Source organism: Streptomyces thermospinosisporus (genome assembly GCF_039526425.1).
Classification (GTDB): domain Bacteria; phylum Actinomycetota; class Actinomycetes; order Streptomycetales; family Streptomycetaceae; genus Streptomyces; species Streptomyces thermocarboxydovorans.
Genome location: NZ_BAAAIZ010000030.1, coordinates 136,172 through 152,543, shown reverse-complemented (window position 1 = coordinate 152,543; position 16,372 = coordinate 136,172). Strand labels below are relative to the sequence as shown.

Annotated in this window: 12 protein-coding genes; 9 read left to right on the top strand and 3 right to left on the bottom strand. The window is 71.4% G+C overall.

From position 1 onward, the window contains the following. The first annotated feature begins 658 nt into the window (after positions 1 to 658). Positions 659 to 3,202: an ATP-dependent Clp protease ATP-binding subunit gene (locus ABD207_RS12125; RefSeq protein ID WP_344012380.1), complete on the top strand. Its 2,544-nt coding sequence runs from the start codon at positions 659 to 661 to the stop codon at positions 3,200 to 3,202. 194 nt (positions 3,203 to 3,396) lie between these two features. Here ABD207_RS12125 and ABD207_RS12120 read toward each other — a convergent pair whose 3' ends face one another. Then, a complete protein-coding gene (locus ABD207_RS12120) occupies positions 3,397 to 4,158 on the bottom strand; it encodes a FadR/GntR family transcriptional regulator (RefSeq protein ID WP_344012378.1) in 762 nt (253 codons plus the stop codon). Between the two features lie 195 nt (positions 4,159 to 4,353). Between ABD207_RS12120 and ABD207_RS12115 the strand changes: the two genes are divergently transcribed. The 6 genes from ABD207_RS12115 (at position 4,354) to ABD207_RS12090 (ending at position 10,790) form a co-directional block, all read left to right on the top strand. Continuing rightward, complete coding sequence (locus ABD207_RS12115; RefSeq protein ID WP_344012377.1) at positions 4,354 to 6,249, top strand: L-lactate permease; 1,896 nt, start codon at positions 4,354 to 4,356, stop codon at positions 6,247 to 6,249. 56 nt (positions 6,250 to 6,305) lie between these two features. Continuing rightward, positions 6,306 to 7,118: a (Fe-S)-binding protein gene (locus ABD207_RS12110; protein WP_344012395.1), complete on the top strand. Its 813-nt coding sequence runs from the start codon at positions 6,306 to 6,308 to the stop codon at positions 7,116 to 7,118. A gap of 8 nt (positions 7,119 to 7,126) precedes the next feature. Then, positions 7,127 to 8,590, top strand: a complete 1,464-nt coding sequence (locus ABD207_RS12105; RefSeq protein ID WP_425580696.1) for a LutB/LldF family L-lactate oxidation iron-sulfur protein — start codon at positions 7,127 to 7,129, stop codon at positions 8,588 to 8,590. Then, complete coding sequence (locus ABD207_RS12100) at positions 8,590 to 9,255, top strand: LutC/YkgG family protein (protein WP_344012374.1); 666 nt, start codon at positions 8,590 to 8,592, stop codon at positions 9,253 to 9,255. Before ABD207_RS12105 ends, ABD207_RS12100 begins: the two co-directional genes overlap by 1 nt. Before the next feature lie 121 nt (positions 9,256 to 9,376). Beyond that, entirely contained in the window at positions 9,377 to 9,832 is a 456-nt protein-coding gene (locus tag ABD207_RS12095) for an ATP-binding protein (RefSeq protein ID WP_344012372.1), read from the top strand. Positions 9,833 to 9,896: 64 nt separating this feature from the next. Then, positions 9,897 to 10,790, top strand: coding sequence for an NACHT domain-containing protein (locus ABD207_RS12090; protein WP_344012370.1), 894 nt, complete (start codon positions 9,897 to 9,899; stop codon positions 10,788 to 10,790). Positions 10,791 to 10,887: 97 nt separating this feature from the next. Here the strand turns inward: ABD207_RS12090 and ggt are convergent, their stop codons facing one another. Continuing rightward, positions 10,888 to 12,723, bottom strand: coding sequence for a gamma-glutamyltransferase (gene ggt / locus ABD207_RS12085; RefSeq protein ID WP_344012369.1), 1,836 nt, complete (start codon positions 12,721 to 12,723; stop codon positions 10,888 to 10,890). Between the two features lie 173 nt (positions 12,724 to 12,896). Between ggt and ABD207_RS12080 the strand changes: the two genes are divergently transcribed. Further along, entirely contained in the window at positions 12,897 to 13,661 is a 765-nt protein-coding gene (locus ABD207_RS12080) for a hypothetical protein (protein WP_344012367.1), read from the top strand. A 115-nt stretch (positions 13,662 to 13,776) separates the two neighbouring features. After that, positions 13,777 to 15,345 carry a CocE/NonD family hydrolase gene (locus tag ABD207_RS12075; RefSeq protein WP_344012364.1) on the top strand — a complete coding sequence of 523 codons (1,569 nt, stop codon included), beginning with the start codon at positions 13,777 to 13,779 and terminating at the stop codon, positions 15,343 to 15,345. A gap of 178 nt (positions 15,346 to 15,523) precedes the next feature. Here the strand turns inward: ABD207_RS12075 and ABD207_RS12070 are convergent, their stop codons facing one another. After that, positions 15,524 to 16,267 carry an amino acid ABC transporter ATP-binding protein gene (locus tag ABD207_RS12070; protein WP_344012361.1) on the bottom strand — a complete coding sequence of 248 codons (744 nt, stop codon included), beginning with the start codon at positions 16,265 to 16,267 and terminating at the stop codon, positions 15,524 to 15,526. Between the last annotated feature and the right edge of the window lie 105 nt (positions 16,268 to 16,372).

Below are 16,372 nucleotides of genomic sequence, written 5' to 3'. Positions count from 1 at the left end.
CCCCCACCCGGCTCAGGGACTTCACCCGCCCCAAGCTCGCCGCCCACACCACACCCCAGCGGAGCCACACCGTCACCACCGGCCGTCCCCGAGCCGCGCCGCGCCCCGAACGGGGGCGCTCCCGACCCCAGGACATCGCCGCTCCGAGCCTCCCGGAGCCAGGGCAGCCGCATCCGGGCCGCCCTGAGCACCACCGCCGCCGGCCACCGCTCCGGAGCGCCTCCGCTCACGAGCGCTTCTGAGCGGTACCCGCCATGGCACGCAAGCGCTCCTCAAACGCGCCACCGCCGGACACGACCCGCACCCGATCCGCCCCTCGGGCCACCGCCCGCTCCTCGCCTCGCCTCGCCTCGCCTCGCCTCGCCGGGCAGCATGCCCCCCGGAACGGGGCCCGTCGGCCCCCCGCCCTGCTTCGCACCCCCACCCCGCCTGAGGTGCTCCCCCACTGCGATCGTGCGAAGGTGTTCTACGAGTGCGCCTCACGCGGCACAAGGGCGTGTACGCGCGGTACGCGGCGTGTGCGTGTGTAACAGCGGGACGGTCGGGCACCCGCGTCCGGACCGGTACGTCGAGCAGTGAGGGCGCCCCGGGCCCCTCGGAGGTTCCGGCTCCGTCCGGCCGAGGGAGGGTCCAAGCGAGGGCGCCGGAACGGATGGCCATGACCAGCGGGTTCACAGGTGCGCAGGGCTACGGCTCTGACCCCCTCGGAGAGTTCCTCGCCCGCTTCTTCGGCGGGCCCCGCCCCCGGCAGATCGACATCGGCCGCCTGCTGAGCCAGCCGGCCCGGGAGCTGGTGCGCGGCGCCGCCCAGTACGCCGCCGAGCACGGCAGGCGGGACCTGGACACCGAGCACCTGCTGCGGGCCGCGCTCGCCACCGAGCCGACCCGCAGTCTGCTCCGCGAGGCGGGCGCGGATCCCGACGCGCTGGCCTCGCAGATCGACAAGCGGTCGGGCCCCGCTCTGGAGGGGCCGGACAAGGCCCCGCCGCCGACCTCGCTGTCCCTGACCCCCGCCGTCAAGCGCGCCCTGCTGGACGCCCACGAGCTGGCCCGGACCAGCGGCGCCGGGTACATCGGCCCCGAGCACGTGCTCCACGCGCTGGCCTCCAACCCGGACTCGGCCGCCGGCCACATCCTGAACGCCGCCCATTTCACGCCGCCCTCCGCCCGGCCGCCGGAGGCGCCGGACGCGGCGCCGCCGCGCGTGGAACGGCCGCGCCCGCCGACCGGCACGCCGACGCTGGACAAGTACGGCCGCGACCTCACCGAACTCGCCCGTGAGGGCCGTATCGACCCGGTGATCGGACGGGAGAAGGAGATCGAGCAGACCGTCGAGGTGCTCTCCCGGCGCGGCAAGAACAACCCGGTGCTGATCGGTGACGCCGGCGTCGGCAAGACCGCGGTCGTGGAGGGGCTGGCCCAGCGGATCGCCGACGGGGACGTGCCCGACGTGCTGATCGGTCGGCGGGTGGTCGCTCTGGATCTGACCGCCGTGGTCGCCGGCACCCGCTTCCGGGGCGACTTCGAGGAGCGGATGAACAACATCGTCGAGGAGATCCGCTCGCACTCCGACCGGCTGATCATCTTCATCGACGAGCTGCACACCGTGGTCGGCGCGGGAGCCGGCGGCGAGGGCGGTTCGATGGACGCCGGCAACATCCTCAAGCCGGCCCTGGCCCGCGGCGAGCTGCACGTGGTCGGCGCGACCACGCTGGAGGAGTTCCGCCGGATCGAGAAGGACGCCGCGCTGGCCCGCCGCTTCCAGCCGATCATGGTGCCGGAGCCGTCGCCCCAGGACGCCATCGAGATCCTGCGCGGACTGCGCGACCGCTACGAGGCCCACCACCAGGTCCGTTACACCGACGAGGCGCTGGTGGCGGCCGTGGAGCTGTCCGACCGCTACCTCAGCGACCGGCGCCTGCCCGACAAGGCCATCGACCTCATCGACCAGGCCGGCGCCCGGGTGCGGCTGCGGGCCCGCACCAAGGGCAGCGACGTGCGGGCCATAGAGCGCGAGATCGAGCAGCTGACCTGCGACAAGGACCAGGCGGTGGCCGACGAGCAGTACGAGCGGGCCACCCAGCTCAGGGACCGGATCGCGGAGCTGAAGCGCCGGGTCGAGGAGGCGGGCGGCAGCACCGAGGTGGACGAGGGGCTGGACCTGGTGGTGGACGCCGAGTCCATCGCCGAGGTGGTGTCCCGGCAGACCGGCATCCCGGTCAGCCGGCTCACCGAGGAGGAGAAGGACCGGCTGATCAACCTCGAACAGCATCTGCACCAGCGGGTCGTCGGGCAGGACGAGGCCGTGCGGGTCGTCTCGGATGCGGTGATGCGCTCGCGCGCCGGACTCGGCAGCCCCGACCGCCCGATCGGCAGCTTCCTGTTCCTCGGTCCGACCGGTGTCGGCAAGACCGAGCTGGCGCGGGCGCTCGCCGAGGCGCTGTTCGGCAGCGACGACCGCATGGTGCGGCTCGACATGAGCGAGTACCAGGAGCGGCACACCGTCAGCCGCCTGGTGGGCGCCCCGCCCGGGTACGTGGGCCACGAGGAGGCCGGGCAGCTGACCGAGGTGGTGCGCCGCCACCCGTACTCGCTGCTGCTGCTCGACGAGGTGGAGAAGGCCCACCCGGACGTCTTCAACATCCTGCTGCAGGTCCTCGACGACGGCCGGCTGACCGACTCGCAGGGCCGCACGGTGGACTTCACCAACACCGTGATCGTGATGACCAGCAACCTCGGCTCCGACGTGATCACCCGCCGCGGGGCCACACTGGGCTTCGCCTCCGGCGGGGCGGACGCGGACGAGGAGGCGCGCCGCGAACAGGTCCTCCGCCCGCTGCGGGAGCACTTCCGGCCGGAGTTCCTCAACCGGATCGACGAGATCGTGGTCTTCCGCCAGCTCACCGAGGACGAACTGCGCAAGATCACCGACATGCTCCTGGAGTCGACCCGGCGGGCGCTCAAGAAGCAGGGCGTCACGGTCGAGTTCACCGACGCGGCCGTGGACTGGCTGGCCCGGCGCGGCTACCAGCCCGAGTACGGTGCCCGCCCGCTGCGCCGCACCATCCAGCGCGAGGTCGACAACCAGCTCTCGCGCCTCCTCCTCGACGGCCACATCAAGGAGGGCGCCCGAGTCACCGTCGACGCCCGCGACGACACCCTGACCTTCGACACCGACGGAACTCCGAACCGGGAGCTTTGAGAAACCGGGAGCCTTGAGCCGTTGAGCCGACGGCACTGCAACACCCTCAGGGGCGCGGGGAACTGCGCGCCCAGCCACACCCCACCCCCACCCGCACCCGCACCCGCCGGACGGCGAACCGCGGCACCCAGTACCGCGGCCCCGCAGATCAGGCAGTCAGCGAACGACGGGCACGAACGGGCCCGCACACACCCCTACGCCCCCGCGGAACCCGAGTCGCCGAGAACCGTCTTCACGATGTCCTGGTGGAACCCGCGCACATGCGCCTCCACGAGATCACCGGCAGCATCCACATCCCCGGCCGCGATCGCCTCGTAGATCGCATGATGCTCGGCCCGCAGCCGCGCGGCGACCCGCTCCCAGTCGTCCTCGAGCCTGTTGAACACCGTCAGCAGGGTGTGCCGCACCGCGTTGCGGACCGCGACGGTCATATCGGCCATCAGGCGGTTGCCCCCCGCCTCGGCGATGGCGACATGGAATTCGGTGTCGAAGTCGTTGAACTGCTCCCTGGGCAGGGCGGGGTCGTCCATCCGCAGCAGTGGCTCGCGGATGCGGTCGAGACCGCCCCCGGCGACGAGCCCCGCGGCCAGCCGCGCGCTGGCCCGCTCCAGCGTGGCGCGGGCCTCGACGACGTCGTCCATCGGGAAGTTCGCCAGCGCGATGTGCAGGCGCAGCAACTGGGTGAGGCCGGCGTCCGGCATCGCCGCGATCACGGTGCCGGACTCCGGTCCGGTCCCCACGCGTGAGCGGAGCACCCCCTGCGCCTCGAGCACCCGCAGCGCCTCGCGTACGGCGGCGCGGCTGACGCCAAGCATCTCGACCAGCTCACGCTCCGGTGGCAGCCGGTCACCGACCCGCAGATTGCCCGCGAGGATCTGCTCTTCGACCCGGGCCAGTACGAGCTCGAAAGTGCGCGAGCGGGGCACCGGCTCCCAGGCAGCGGTCGTGTCAGCCATGGAAGGCCCTTTCCGCAGGTCATCACGTCGTCGCCGAGTTCCCAGGCCAGGGCGGCTTCCCTTGATCTTAGCTTGAGCGGCCCACTTCTTGGTCAGACCAAGCACTTTTCTTGCGTCAAGAGTCTGGACAAGCGGTACCGAGGTACCTAGCTTGAGCCAAGCAATGGTCTGACCAAGCCCCAATTGTGAGGGTTTATGTACCAGCCAGATCTCTCCCCCGTCGCCGACAGCCTGGCGTTCTCGTCCCTGGTCGCCGCGCTGCCCCTGCTCACCCTTTTCGTCCTGCTCGGCGGCCTGAAGCTGAAGGCTCACTGGGCCGGGCTCGCCTCGCTGGCCGTCGCGGTGATCGTCGCCGTCACCGCCTACGGCATGCCGGCGGATCTCGCCGTGCTCTCGGCGGGCGAAGGAGCCGCCTTCGGGCTCTTCCCGATCATGTGGATCGTCGTCGCCGCCATCTGGGTCTACCAGCTCACGGTGGTCAGCGGACGCTTCGAGGATCTGCGCCGTGCCTTCGGGCTGATCAGCGCCGATCCACGCGTCCAGGCCATCATCATCGCCTTCTGCTTCGGCGGACTGCTCGAGGCGCTGGCCGGCTTCGGCGCGCCGGTGGCCATCACCGGTGTGATGCTGATGGGCCTCGGCTTCGCCCCCGTACGGGCCGCCGTCACCGTCCTGGTCGCCAACACCGCTCCCGTCGCCTTCGGCGCCATCGCGACACCCATCATCACGGCCGGCAACCTCACCAAGATCCCGTACACGGAGATCGGCGCCTACGTGGGCCACCAGACCCCGCTGATCGCCTTCTTCGTACCGCTGCTGCTGGTCGGCCTGGTCGACGGACGCCGCGGAGTGCGGCAGACCTGGCCGGTCGCCCTGGTGTGCGGGGCGGTGTTCGGACTCGCCCAGTACGTCAGCGCCACCTATCTGTCGGTGGAACTCACCGACATCGTCGCCTCGCTGGCGGGCCTCGCCGCCATCGTCCTCTTCCTCCGCGTGTGGCAGCCGCAGGGTGGCGAGGAGGCGCGAACCGATCTCCTCGAGGCGGCCCGGAAGGAGCGGACCGAGGGCACCGACGGGCAGCCGTCCCACCCCGCCGACGGCACCGACGGCTCGCCTGCCCCGTCCCACTCCGGCTCCGGCTCCGGCTCCGGCTCCGGCTCCGGCACCGACGGTTCCCCGGCCCCGTCCCTCGCACGCACCGCGCAGGATCCCGGTGTCACCACGGAAACGGATCCCCGTGTCGCCACCGAGACGGATCCCCGTGTCACCACCGAGACGCTCCCGGCCACCAACCCGGCCACCGGCCCGGCCGCCACCCCGGCCACCGGCCCGGCCGAGCGGATCAAACGCTCCAAGGTGCTGATGGCCTTCCTGCCCTACCTGATCATCATCGTGGTCTTCTCACTCGCCAAACTGTGGACCCCTCTCAAGGAGTTCCTGGCCGCCTCCGACGTCAAGGTCGGCTGGCCCGGCCTGGACGGGGAGGTCCTCACCGCCGCCGGGCAGGTGTCCGCCACCACGGTCTACACCCTTCCCTGGCTGTCCTCGCCCGGCACCCTGCTGCTGATCTGCGGCGCCGTCATCGCCGCCGTCTACCGGGTGACCCCGGCGGCAGCCGCCCGGGAGTTCACCGCCACGCTGGTGAAACTGCGCTGGGCCCTGCTGACCGTGGCCGCCGTGCTCGCCCTCGCCTATGTGATGAACCTGTCCGGGCAGACCATCACCATCGGCACCTGGATCGCCGGAGCAGGCGCGGCCTTCGCCTTCCTCTCGCCCATCCTGGGCTGGCTGGGCACCGCGGTCACCGGTTCGGACACCTCGGCCAACGCCCTGTTCGCCACCCTGCAGCAGACCGCCGCCCACAAGGCGGGGCTCGACCCGACGCTGCTGGTGGCGGCCAACACCTCCGGCGGTGTCGTCGGCAAGATGATCAGCCCCCAGAACCTGACCATCGCCGCCACCGCGGTGGGCCTCATCGGACGCGAGTCCCAGCTCTTCCGGGCGGCCATCAAGTGGAGCCTGCTGCTCCTGCTCGCCCTGTGCGCCTTGGTCCTCGCCCAGTCCGGCTTCCTCGCCTGGATGCTGCCATGACCACCGCACCCGCACCCCTGCACCTGCCGTCGCACGCCGCGTCCTCCGAGGGAGCCATGCGGATCGCCCTGTTCGTCACCTGTCTCAACGACACGCTCTTCCCGGCCACCGGCCAGGCGGTGGTGACGCTGCTGGAGCGGCTGGGCTGCCGCGTGGAGTTCCCCCAGGGACAGACCTGCTGCGGCCAGATGCACTTCAACACCGGCTACCAGCGCGACTGTGTGCCGCTGGTACGGCGCTTCACCGAGGTGTTCGGCGGATACGACGCCGTCGTCACGCCGTCCGGCTCCTGCGCCGGCATGGTGCGCGAGCAGTACGGGCGGGTCGCCGAGGTGTCCGGCGACCCCCGGCTGTCGGTCGCGGTCCGAGAGGCACCGCCGGTGTACGAGCTCTCCGAGTTCCTCGTCGACGTCCTCGGCGTCACCGACGTCGGCGCGTACTTCCCGCACCGGGTCACCTACCACCCGACCTGCCACTCCCTGCGCATGCTCGGCGTCGGCGACCGGCCGCTCGCCCTGCTGCGCGCCGTGCGCGGCATCGACCTGGTGGAACTCGGCGCCGCCGAGCAGTGCTGCGGGTTCGGCGGCACCTTCGCCCTGAAGAACGCCGACACCTCCGTGGCCATGTGCGCGGACAAGGTACGGCATGTCCTGGACACCGGAGCCGATGTGCTGTGCGCCGGTGACAACTCCTGCCTCATGCACATCGGCGGCACGCTGTCCCGGCTGCGCACCGGGGTGCGCGTCATGCACCTCGCCGAGATCCTCGCGTCCACGGAGACGGGACCGGACCACGGCGATGCGGCCACCTCGGCCGCGGCCACCGCACCCGCCGCCCGGTGTGCCGTCGAAAGGACGAAGACTCCGTGAGCGACACGATGTTCCTGGGCATGCCGGCCTTCCCCGTGGCCGCGCGCGACGCCCTGCGCGACTCCCAGCTGCGCGGGAATCTGGCCCGGGCCACCGGCACCATCCGCTCCCGGCGCGCGGCAGCCGTCGGCGAGCAGGACGACTGGGAGCAGCTGCGGGAGACCGGCCGGGCGCTCAAGGAACGCACCCTGCGCCATCTGGACCACTATCTGCTGCAGTTGGAGGAGAAGGTGACCGCGGCGGGCGGCCAGGTGCACTGGGCCCGCGACGCCGAGGAGGCGCGCCGCATCGTCGTGCAACTGGTGCAGGACACCGGTGAGCGCGAGGTCGTGAAGGTCAAGTCCATGGTCACCCAGGAGATCGGGCTCAACGACGCGCTGGCCGAGGCCGGCATCGACGCCTACGAGACCGATCTGGCCGAGCTGATCGTGCAACTCGGCCACGACCAGCCCTCCCACATCCTGGTCCCGGCCATCCACCGCAACCGGGCGGAGATCCGGGAGATCTTCCTGCGCTCCATGGGTGAGTACGGGACTCCGGCCCCCGCCGGACTGGACGACGATCCACGGCGGCTGGCCGAGGCCGCCAGGCGCCATCTGCGGGAGAAGTTCCTGCGGGCGAAGGTCGCCGTCTCGGGCGTCAACTTCCTGGTCGCCGAGACCGGGACCGCGGTCGTGGTGGAGTCGGAGGGCAACGGCCGGATGTGCCTGACGCTGCCCGAGACGCTGATCTCGGTGGCCGGCATCGAGAAGGTCGTACCCACCTGGCAGGACCTGGAGGTGTATCTGCAGCTGCTGCCGCGCTCCTCCACCGGGGAGCGGATGAACCCCTACACCTCCACCTGGACGGGCACCACCGCCGAGGACGGACCGCGCACCTTCCATCTGGTGCTGGTCGACGGCGGCCGCACCGACACCCTGGCCGACCCGGTCGGCCGGCAGGTGCTCAACTGCATCCGCTGCTCCGCCTGCCTGAATGTGTGCCCGGTGTACGAGCGGGTGGGCGGGCACACCTACGGATCGGTCTACCCCGGGCCGATCGGCGCCGTCCTCAGCCCCCAACTGCGGGGCACGGGCTCGGAAGTGGACCGTTCCCTGCCGTTCGCCTCGTCGCTGTGCGGGGCGTGCTACGAGGTCTGCCCCGTGAAGATCGACATCCCCCAGGTGCTGCTGCATCTGCGTGCCCGGGTCGTGGAGGAGGAACGCGGGCGGCATCTGCCGAAGCCGGAGCGCCTGGCGATGACGGCCGCACGCTGGGTGCTCACCCATCCGTCGTGGCTGTCGGCCGCCCAGCGCGCGGGTGCCCTGGCCGCACGGCTGGTGGCCCGGCGCGGCCGGCTGGGCCGGCTGCCCGGACCGCTGTCGCGCTGGACCGACACCCGCGACGCCCCCGTCCCTGCCGCCGAGTCGTTCAGCGCCTGGTGGAAGCGGACGCACCGACAGGCCCGCCGGGCCGCCCGAAGGAGGCAGTGATGAACGCCCGAACCGAGGTACTGGACCGGATCCGGCGTGCCCTGGCCGATGTTCCCGCGGACGAGCGCCCAGGGGACGGGCCCGTGCCCCGGAAGTACTCGAGGAGCGGTCCCGCCCCGGCCGGGTCCACGGCCACCGTGGAACTCTTCGCCGAACGGCTCGCCGAGTACGGGGCTTCGGCGCAGCTGGTGTCCGAAGGGGACGTCGCCTCGTACGTGGCCCGGTCCGTGGCCGGCTTCGGTGCCGGCCCGGTCGTGGTCCCCGGCGGCTTCCCGCCCGAGTGGCGGTCCGCGCTGGATCCCGACCGGGTGCTGACCGACGTGCCCCGCCTGCCGGTCGCCGAACTGGACCGCTGCGGCGGGGTGGTGACGACCGCGGCCGCCGCCATCGCCTCGACCGGGACCCTGGTCCTGGACGGCGGCCCCGGCCAGGGCCGGCGCGCGCTGACCCTGGTGCCCGATGTGCATCTGTGCGTCGTGCGCGCCGGGCAGATCGTGGCGTCCGTGCCGGAGGCGCTCACCGTGCTGGATGCGTCCCGGCCTCTGACGTTCGTCTCCGGGCCGTCGGCCACCAGTGACATCGAACTCGACCGGGTGGAGGGGGTGCACGGCCCGCGCACGCTGGAAGTCCTCATCGTGGTCCGGGAGTTCGGAGAGGGCCGATGAGGCCCGGTGAGGCTCGGAGAGTCATCTCCCCGGAACGAGAGTCATCTCCCCGCAACGAGGAGGGAGTCGAGCAGTGAAGTCCGTCCTTCACTCAGTACGGCGCAGGATCGCCGGAGCGGCGGTGCGTCACCCGCTCGCGATGCTGCCGGCGCCCCGGCCCGGCAACCCCACGACGGCGGCCTGCTGCACGCTGCCCGCCGAGACACGGGCGGTGGCGAGGGCCAGGGCGTTCGCCCGGGAACGGCTGGCGGCTTGGCGGCTCGCGGACGACACGGCCGAGGCGGCGAGCCTGATCGTCTCGGAGTTCGTCACCAACTCGGTCATGCACAGCGGGGCTGGGGACGTCACCCTGCGACTGGCCCGCTGCTGCGTGTCCCACCTGTGGATCGAGGTCGTCGACGCCGGCGTCTGGCGCATTCGAGCGGGATCGAAGGCCAACGACCTCGCCGAGGGCGGACGCGGCCTGGCACTGGTGGCCGCGATGTCCGAGGCCTTCGCGGTGCACCACACCCGCGACGGCACACGCGCCTGGGCGCTGCTCACCGCCCCCGCGGCACGCCCGAACGCGCCACCGTGAGGTGGGGTGCTGTGCTCCACTGGGTACGCACAGGCGCTCGTCGAGACCGGAGGGCACAAGGCCGTTGGACCCCGCACACACCACCGAGGACCCGGTCCGGCAGCACATCGCCGCATGGTTCGATCGCGCTCGCGCCACGGGAACGCCCCGCAGTGCGGTCGAGGAACGCGCCGTCCACGAGCCCCGTCTGCTGCACGATCTCTCCTGCCGGCCACACCTGGCCGGGCTCACCACCGACGCCGCGATGTGCGACGCCCTGTGCGGCCTCTGCCTGGACTTTCCCTGCGCTCTCTCGATCCGGCGAGCCGACCTGTACGGGATGCTGGTCGCCAGGCTGGAGCCTCAGGCCTCGCCGGGCCGCGGTCACCGGGGCGCACCACTCCCACCGTTCGCCGGCGACATGGGGCAGGACCGGATGTACAGGGCCCTGGCTCACCGGATGCTGTGGCAGGACACACTCGCTCTGGACCGGCGCGAGATGCTCGACGCCGTCGCGTCCACGCTGGCGTCCATGTCGCAGAAGACCGGCCTCGGCAGCCCGGAGCAGGCCTGTGAAACGCTCCTGGCCCGGGGGAGGTTGCTGCGGCGGGACGCCGAGGCGGACACGGTGGCCTTCATCCATGTGATGCTCCGCGACTACTTCGGTGCGCACGCGGACTACTTCGGTGCGCACGCGGTCATCGACGACGGCGATCCGGCACCGCTGATCGCCCACGCCCATCGGGACGACTGGGCCGAAGTCGTCCAGCTGACCGCGACATGGGCCGATGTGCCCCTCCGGACCCGGCTGCTGACCGGGCTGATGCGGCGAGCCGACGCCGAGCCGGAGCACCGCGCCTACCTCGACAGGCTGGCGAAGGCCTGTCTGGAGCAGGGCATGGCCCGCCCGGGTGACAGCAGGCGCATGGACGAGTCCCTCCGGACGGCCATACTGCGCCGCGCCGACCGCCACACCTGAATCACCGCTGAATCACCGCTGAATCACCGCGACACATGGCCCGGGGAGACGGGCGGCCCTGGCTGAGCAGCCGACGGCAGCGCCACCTCACCCGGCGCTACCGCGCCGGACGGACCACCATCGCCGATCCCCCGCCCCGGCGCACCTTCTCCGCCGCCGCCAGCCACTTCCCGTCCGGCAGCCGCTGCACCCCCGTGACCGCACCGATCTCCGGGTTCGCCCGGAAGCTGTGCCCCTTCGCCTCCAGCGCGCTGATCACGTCATCGCTGAACCCGGGTTCCAGATCCGTCTGTGCCGCGTTCCGCTGGCTGGCCCGCGGCGCGGCGATCGCCTCGACCAGCGGCAGCCCCCGGTCGAGGAACCCGGTCAGCGTCTGCAGCACGGTGGTGATGATGGTCGAGCCACCGGGCGATCCGAGCGCCACCACCGGCTTGTCGTGCCGGTCGAGGACGATCGTCGGCGACATCGACGAGCGGGGCCGCTTGCCGGGCCCCGGCAGGTTGGGGTCGTGCACGGCCGGGTCGGCCGGAGCGAAGGAGAAGTCCGTCAGTTCGTTGTTGAGCAGGAAGCCCCGGTTCGGCACGGTGATGCCGCTGCCGCCGGTCTGCTCGATGGTGAGCGTGTAGGAAACGACATTGCCCCACCGGTCCGCGGTGGTCAGATGCGTGGTGCTCTGCCCCTCGTACGTGGTCGGCACCGCCTTGCCGTCCGTGCCGCACGGCCGCGGGCTGCGCGGGTCCCCGGGTGCGAGCGGGCTGCTGAGCACCGCGTCGTCCTTGATGAGGCATTCCCGCGAGTCGGCGAACCTCTGGGAGAGCAGCTCCTCGGTCGGTACGTCCTCGAAGGCGGGGTCGCCGACCCAGCGCCCCCGGTCGGCGAAGGCGATCCGGCTCGCCTCGATGAAGCGGTGCAGGTACCGCACCTCGCTCGCCCGGGACAGGTCGGTGCGCTCCAGGATGTTGAGCGCCTCGCCGACGGTGGTGCCGCCGGAGGACGAGGGGGCCATGGAGTAGACGCCGAGCCCTCGGTAGGAGATCTTCGTGGGCCGCTGGAGCTTGGTCCGGTAGGCGGCGAGGTCCTTGCGGGACAGGTCGCCGGGGCGGGCGTTCCAGCCCGAGGCCGGGTCGGCGGGCGGCTTGTTGACCGTGTTGACGATGTCCCGGCCGATGTCGCCCCGGTACAGCGCGTCGACGCCCTTGCGCCGCAACTCGGCGTAGGTGCGGGCCAGGTCGGGGTTCTTGAAGGTGGAGCCGACCTCCGGGAGCCGCCCGCCGGGCAGGAACAGCTCGGCGGTGTCGGGGAAGTAGCGGAAGCGGGTCTCGTTCGCCGCGGTCTGTGCGCGGAAGGTCTCGTCGACGGTGAAGCCCTCGCGGGCGAGCCGTTCGGCGGGTTTCAGGACCGTGCCGAGCCTGCTGCGGCCCCACTTGTCGAGGGCGCGCTGCCAGGTGGCGGGCGTGCCCGGGGTGCCGACGGAGAGGCCGCTGCTGACCGCCTCGGCGAAGGGGATGGGCTTGCCGTTCTCCAGGAACAGCCCGGAGTCGGCGGTCAGCGGCGCGGTCTCGCGGCCGTCGATGGTGTGCACGGTGCGGGAGCGGGCGTCGTAGTAGACGAAGTAGCCGCCTCCGCCGATGCCGGCGGAGTAGGGCTCGGTGACGCCGAGCGCGGCGGCGGTGGCGACGGCCGCGTCGACCGCGTTGCCGCCCTTGCGCAGGATCTCGATGCCGGCGGCGGTGGCGTCGGGGTCGACGCTGGAGACCGCGCCGCCGTAGCCGACGGCCACGGGTGTCCTGGGAACAGGACTGCCGGGGCCGCCGGGACCTCCCGGTCCGCCCGTGCCGCCTGCGTGCCCGCCGGGCGGCACCGCCGCTCCGACCGAGACCACGGCCGCCGAGACCGCCAGGACCGCCAGTTTCCGTGCCACAGGACGACGCATCCGCACCTCCGGTGAGGGACCGTCCGGGCAGCTTAGTTCATCGCCATGCCCTCGTCAGGAAGGCGGACGGGCGTGCCGCGGATCTCGCTCGGGCATCGTCCCGGTTCCCCGCTCGCATCATTTCGGGTACGGATCGAACGCGAGTTTGTGTGGGGCCGCTAGCATGCGCGCCCATGACTGACGACGTACGCAACATCGTTCTGGCCGCGGTGGCCGCCGGCATCTGTGCCGTTCTGGGCTGGATGGCCCGTACATATCTCTGGAATCGGAAGCTCCGCCGCAAGCAGGCCTTCTTCGGACTGCCGGAGAACTCCGAGTCGCTGCTCGTCGTCAACCGCGATGCCGCCTCGCCGGAGCCCGCGGTGCACCGCTTCGACGTGTTCTCGCTGCTCGAGCTGGCCGCGATCGTGAAGGACTGCGGGGCGCATGTGCAGGTGGTGACGCAGGACGCGGTGCACCAGGGCTTCGGTGAGCGCACGGAGTTCTGCCTGGGCGCTCCCGGTTCGAACCGGAGGCTGGTCGCCCATATGGCGGCGATGCTGCCGGGGGTGCGGGTCAATGCGGATCCGGAGGCGGGGCCGGACAGGGGCGCCTTCCAGATCGGCGGCGAGCGCTACCGCCTGGAGCCGGGCGTCACCGAGTACGTGATCCTGGCCCGTCTGACGGCCGGTGAGCGGCGGGAGGCGCGGCCGGTGTTCCTGTTCTGCGGCCAGCGGGCGATCACCAACCAGGCCGCCACCCGGTATCTGGCCCGCCACCACGAGCGGCTGGCCCGCAAGTACGGTGCCCGCTCCTTCGTGCTGCTGCTGAAGGTGGTCAACTCGCAGGCGTACGGCCCGGATGTGGTGGAGCTGGTCGGGGACGTGACCAAGGCGGCACAGACGCCACTGCCGGCTCCGGCGGCGCAGAAAGCGCAGAAGGCACACTCGGAATCCTGACGTCCGCCACGATTCAACAATCGTTACTGGCACGTAACTCACCGACGGGTTACCCCTGGTAAGGCGAGAAGGTTACCGTCTGGTCACTTTGCACTGACACGAGTGAGGAGTGACCGTGGGACCCCATCGCAAGGCCCTGCGCACGACCGCCGTGGGCGCCGTGTCGGCGACCCTGATCGCCGGAAGCGCCCTCCAGCTCGCCCCCACCGCTCAGGCAGCCCCGAACCCGGTCCGCTTCGTCGACATCACCGGCGACGGCGGCACGGTCCTCAAGGCCAACGTCGTCACCCCCAAGGGCGCCGACGGCAGGACCCGTTACCCGCTCATCGTGCTCCCCACCAGTTGGGGGCTCCCGCAGATCGAGTACCTGGCCCAGGCACAGCAGCTCGCCGATTCCGGATACGTCGTGGTCACCTACAACGTGCGCGGCTTCTGGCAGTCGGGCGGCGAGATCGAGGTCGCCGGACCCCGCGACACGGCCGACGCCTCACGCGTGATCGACTGGGCGCTCGCCCACACTCCCGCCGACGAGCGGCACATCGGCATGGCGGGCGTCTCCTACGGCGCCGGGATCAGCCTGCTCGCCGCCGCGCACGACGAGCGGGTCAAGGTGGTGGCCGCGCTCAGCGGCTGGGCCGATCTGATCGGCTCGATCTACCCCGGGCGCACCCAGTCCGTGCAGGCCGCCGCGGTGCTCGACGGCGCGGGCCGGGTCACCGGCCGGCAGAGCGAGGAACTGCGGTCCATCTTCGCCGACTTCTACGCCTCGAACCTCTCGCGGGAGCAGGAGATCTTCGAGTGGGGGAAGAAACGTTCGCCCGGGACGTATGTGGACCGGCTCAACCGCAACGGCACGGCGGTGATGCTCGCCAACGCCTGGGGCGACACCATCTTCCCGCCCAACCAGTACACCGACTTCTACGAGAAGCTGACCGGCCCCAAGCGGCTGCAGATGCGCCCCGGTGACCACGCCACCCCCGAGATCGTCGGACTGCTGGGGCTGCCCAACGACGTCTGGCAGGACACCCGGCGCTGGTTCGACCACCATCTGCGGGGCGTCGTCAACGGCGTCGACCGCGAGGCCCCCGTCCGCCTCAAGCCCCGCTCCTCCGGCGGCTACGAGACCTACCCCGACTGGAAGTCGGTGGCCGCCACCAGCCGCAAGTTCGACCTCGCCGGCTCCACCACGATCCGCGCCAACGTCAACTCCGGCGCCGACGGCGGGACCGTGTTCCTCTCCAGCATCCTCGACCAGGTGGCCCAGCTGCCGCCGATGACGTACCTGCCGCTGCTGCCCAGACGCTGGGCCGCGGTCTGGCAGTCGGAGCGCTACGGCACGGCGCAGCACATACGGGGGGCGGCGAAGCTGCACACCACCGTCACCCCGACCAAGCCGAGCGGCACCCTCGTCGCCTACCTGTACGACGTGGGGCCGCTCGGCCTGGGCAAGCTGGTCAGCAACGCGCCGTTCACCTTCCACGGGCGCACGCCCGGCAAGCCGTTCGGCGTCGACCTGGAGCTGTTCTCCACGGCCTACGACGTGCCCGCCGGACACCGGCTCGCCCTGGTCGTCGACACGGTGGACCCGCTCTACATCGAGCACAACCCGTCCGGCGCGCAGCTGACCTTCTCCTCGCCGGCGAACGACCCGTCGTATGTGACGGTGCCGCTGCGCGAGCAGTGATCTCCGGCTGCCGCCGGACGGGACTGGCCGATGCGGTCCGCCGCCCCGCGGGTCGGGGGCGGTGGGCCCCGCCCGGTGGCGGCCACCCCGCCCGAGTCGCGAAGTGCCCTGTCCCACCGCGGCGAAAGGCTCATCGTAGTCGAGGAACCGCGGGACGGATGGAATCGCGTCACGCCGCTCAGTGCTTGAGGATCTTGGAGAGGAAGTCCTTGGCCCGGTCGCTCTCCGGACGGGTGAAGAACTCGTCGGGCGTGCGGTCCTCGACGATACGGCCGTCGGACATGAAGACGACCCGGTTGGCCGCCGAGCGGGCGAAGCCCATCTCGTGAGTGACCACGATCATCGTCATGCCGTCGGCGGCCAGCTGCCGCATGACCTCCAGGACCTCGTTGATCATCTCGGGATCCAGAGCCGAGGTCGGCTCGTCGAAGAGCATCACCTTCGGCTCCATGGCCAGCGCCCGCGCGATCGCCACGCGCTGCTGCTGGCCGCCTGAGAGCTGCGCGGGGTACTTGTCCGCCTGGTTGGCGACGCCGACCCGGTCGAGCAGTTCGTGCGAACGCCGGTCGGCCTCCTGCTTCTTGCGGCCGCGGACCTTGACCTGCCCCAGGGAGACGTTCTGCAGGACGGTCTTGTGGGCGAACAGGTTGAACGACTGGAAGACCATGCCGACGTCGGCGCGCAGCCGCGCCAGTGCCTTTCCCTCCTCCGGCAGCGGCTGCCCGTCCACCAGGATCGTGCCGGACTGGATGGTCTCCAGCCGGTTGATCGCCCGGCACAGGGTCGACTTGCCCGATCCGGACGGGCCGATCACCACGACGACCTCCCCCCGGTCCACGGCGAGGTCGATGTCCTGCAGCACATGCAGGTCACCGAAGTACTTGTTGACAGCACGCAGTTCGATCAGCGGATCGCCGGCCATGACCACCCCTACTCATCCTCAGCCGTGCGGTGGTTGCCGCAACGTATCCAGCCAAGATCGCGTGGACGAAGCGACACGCACTTTTCCGGCATAAGCCGTATTTAC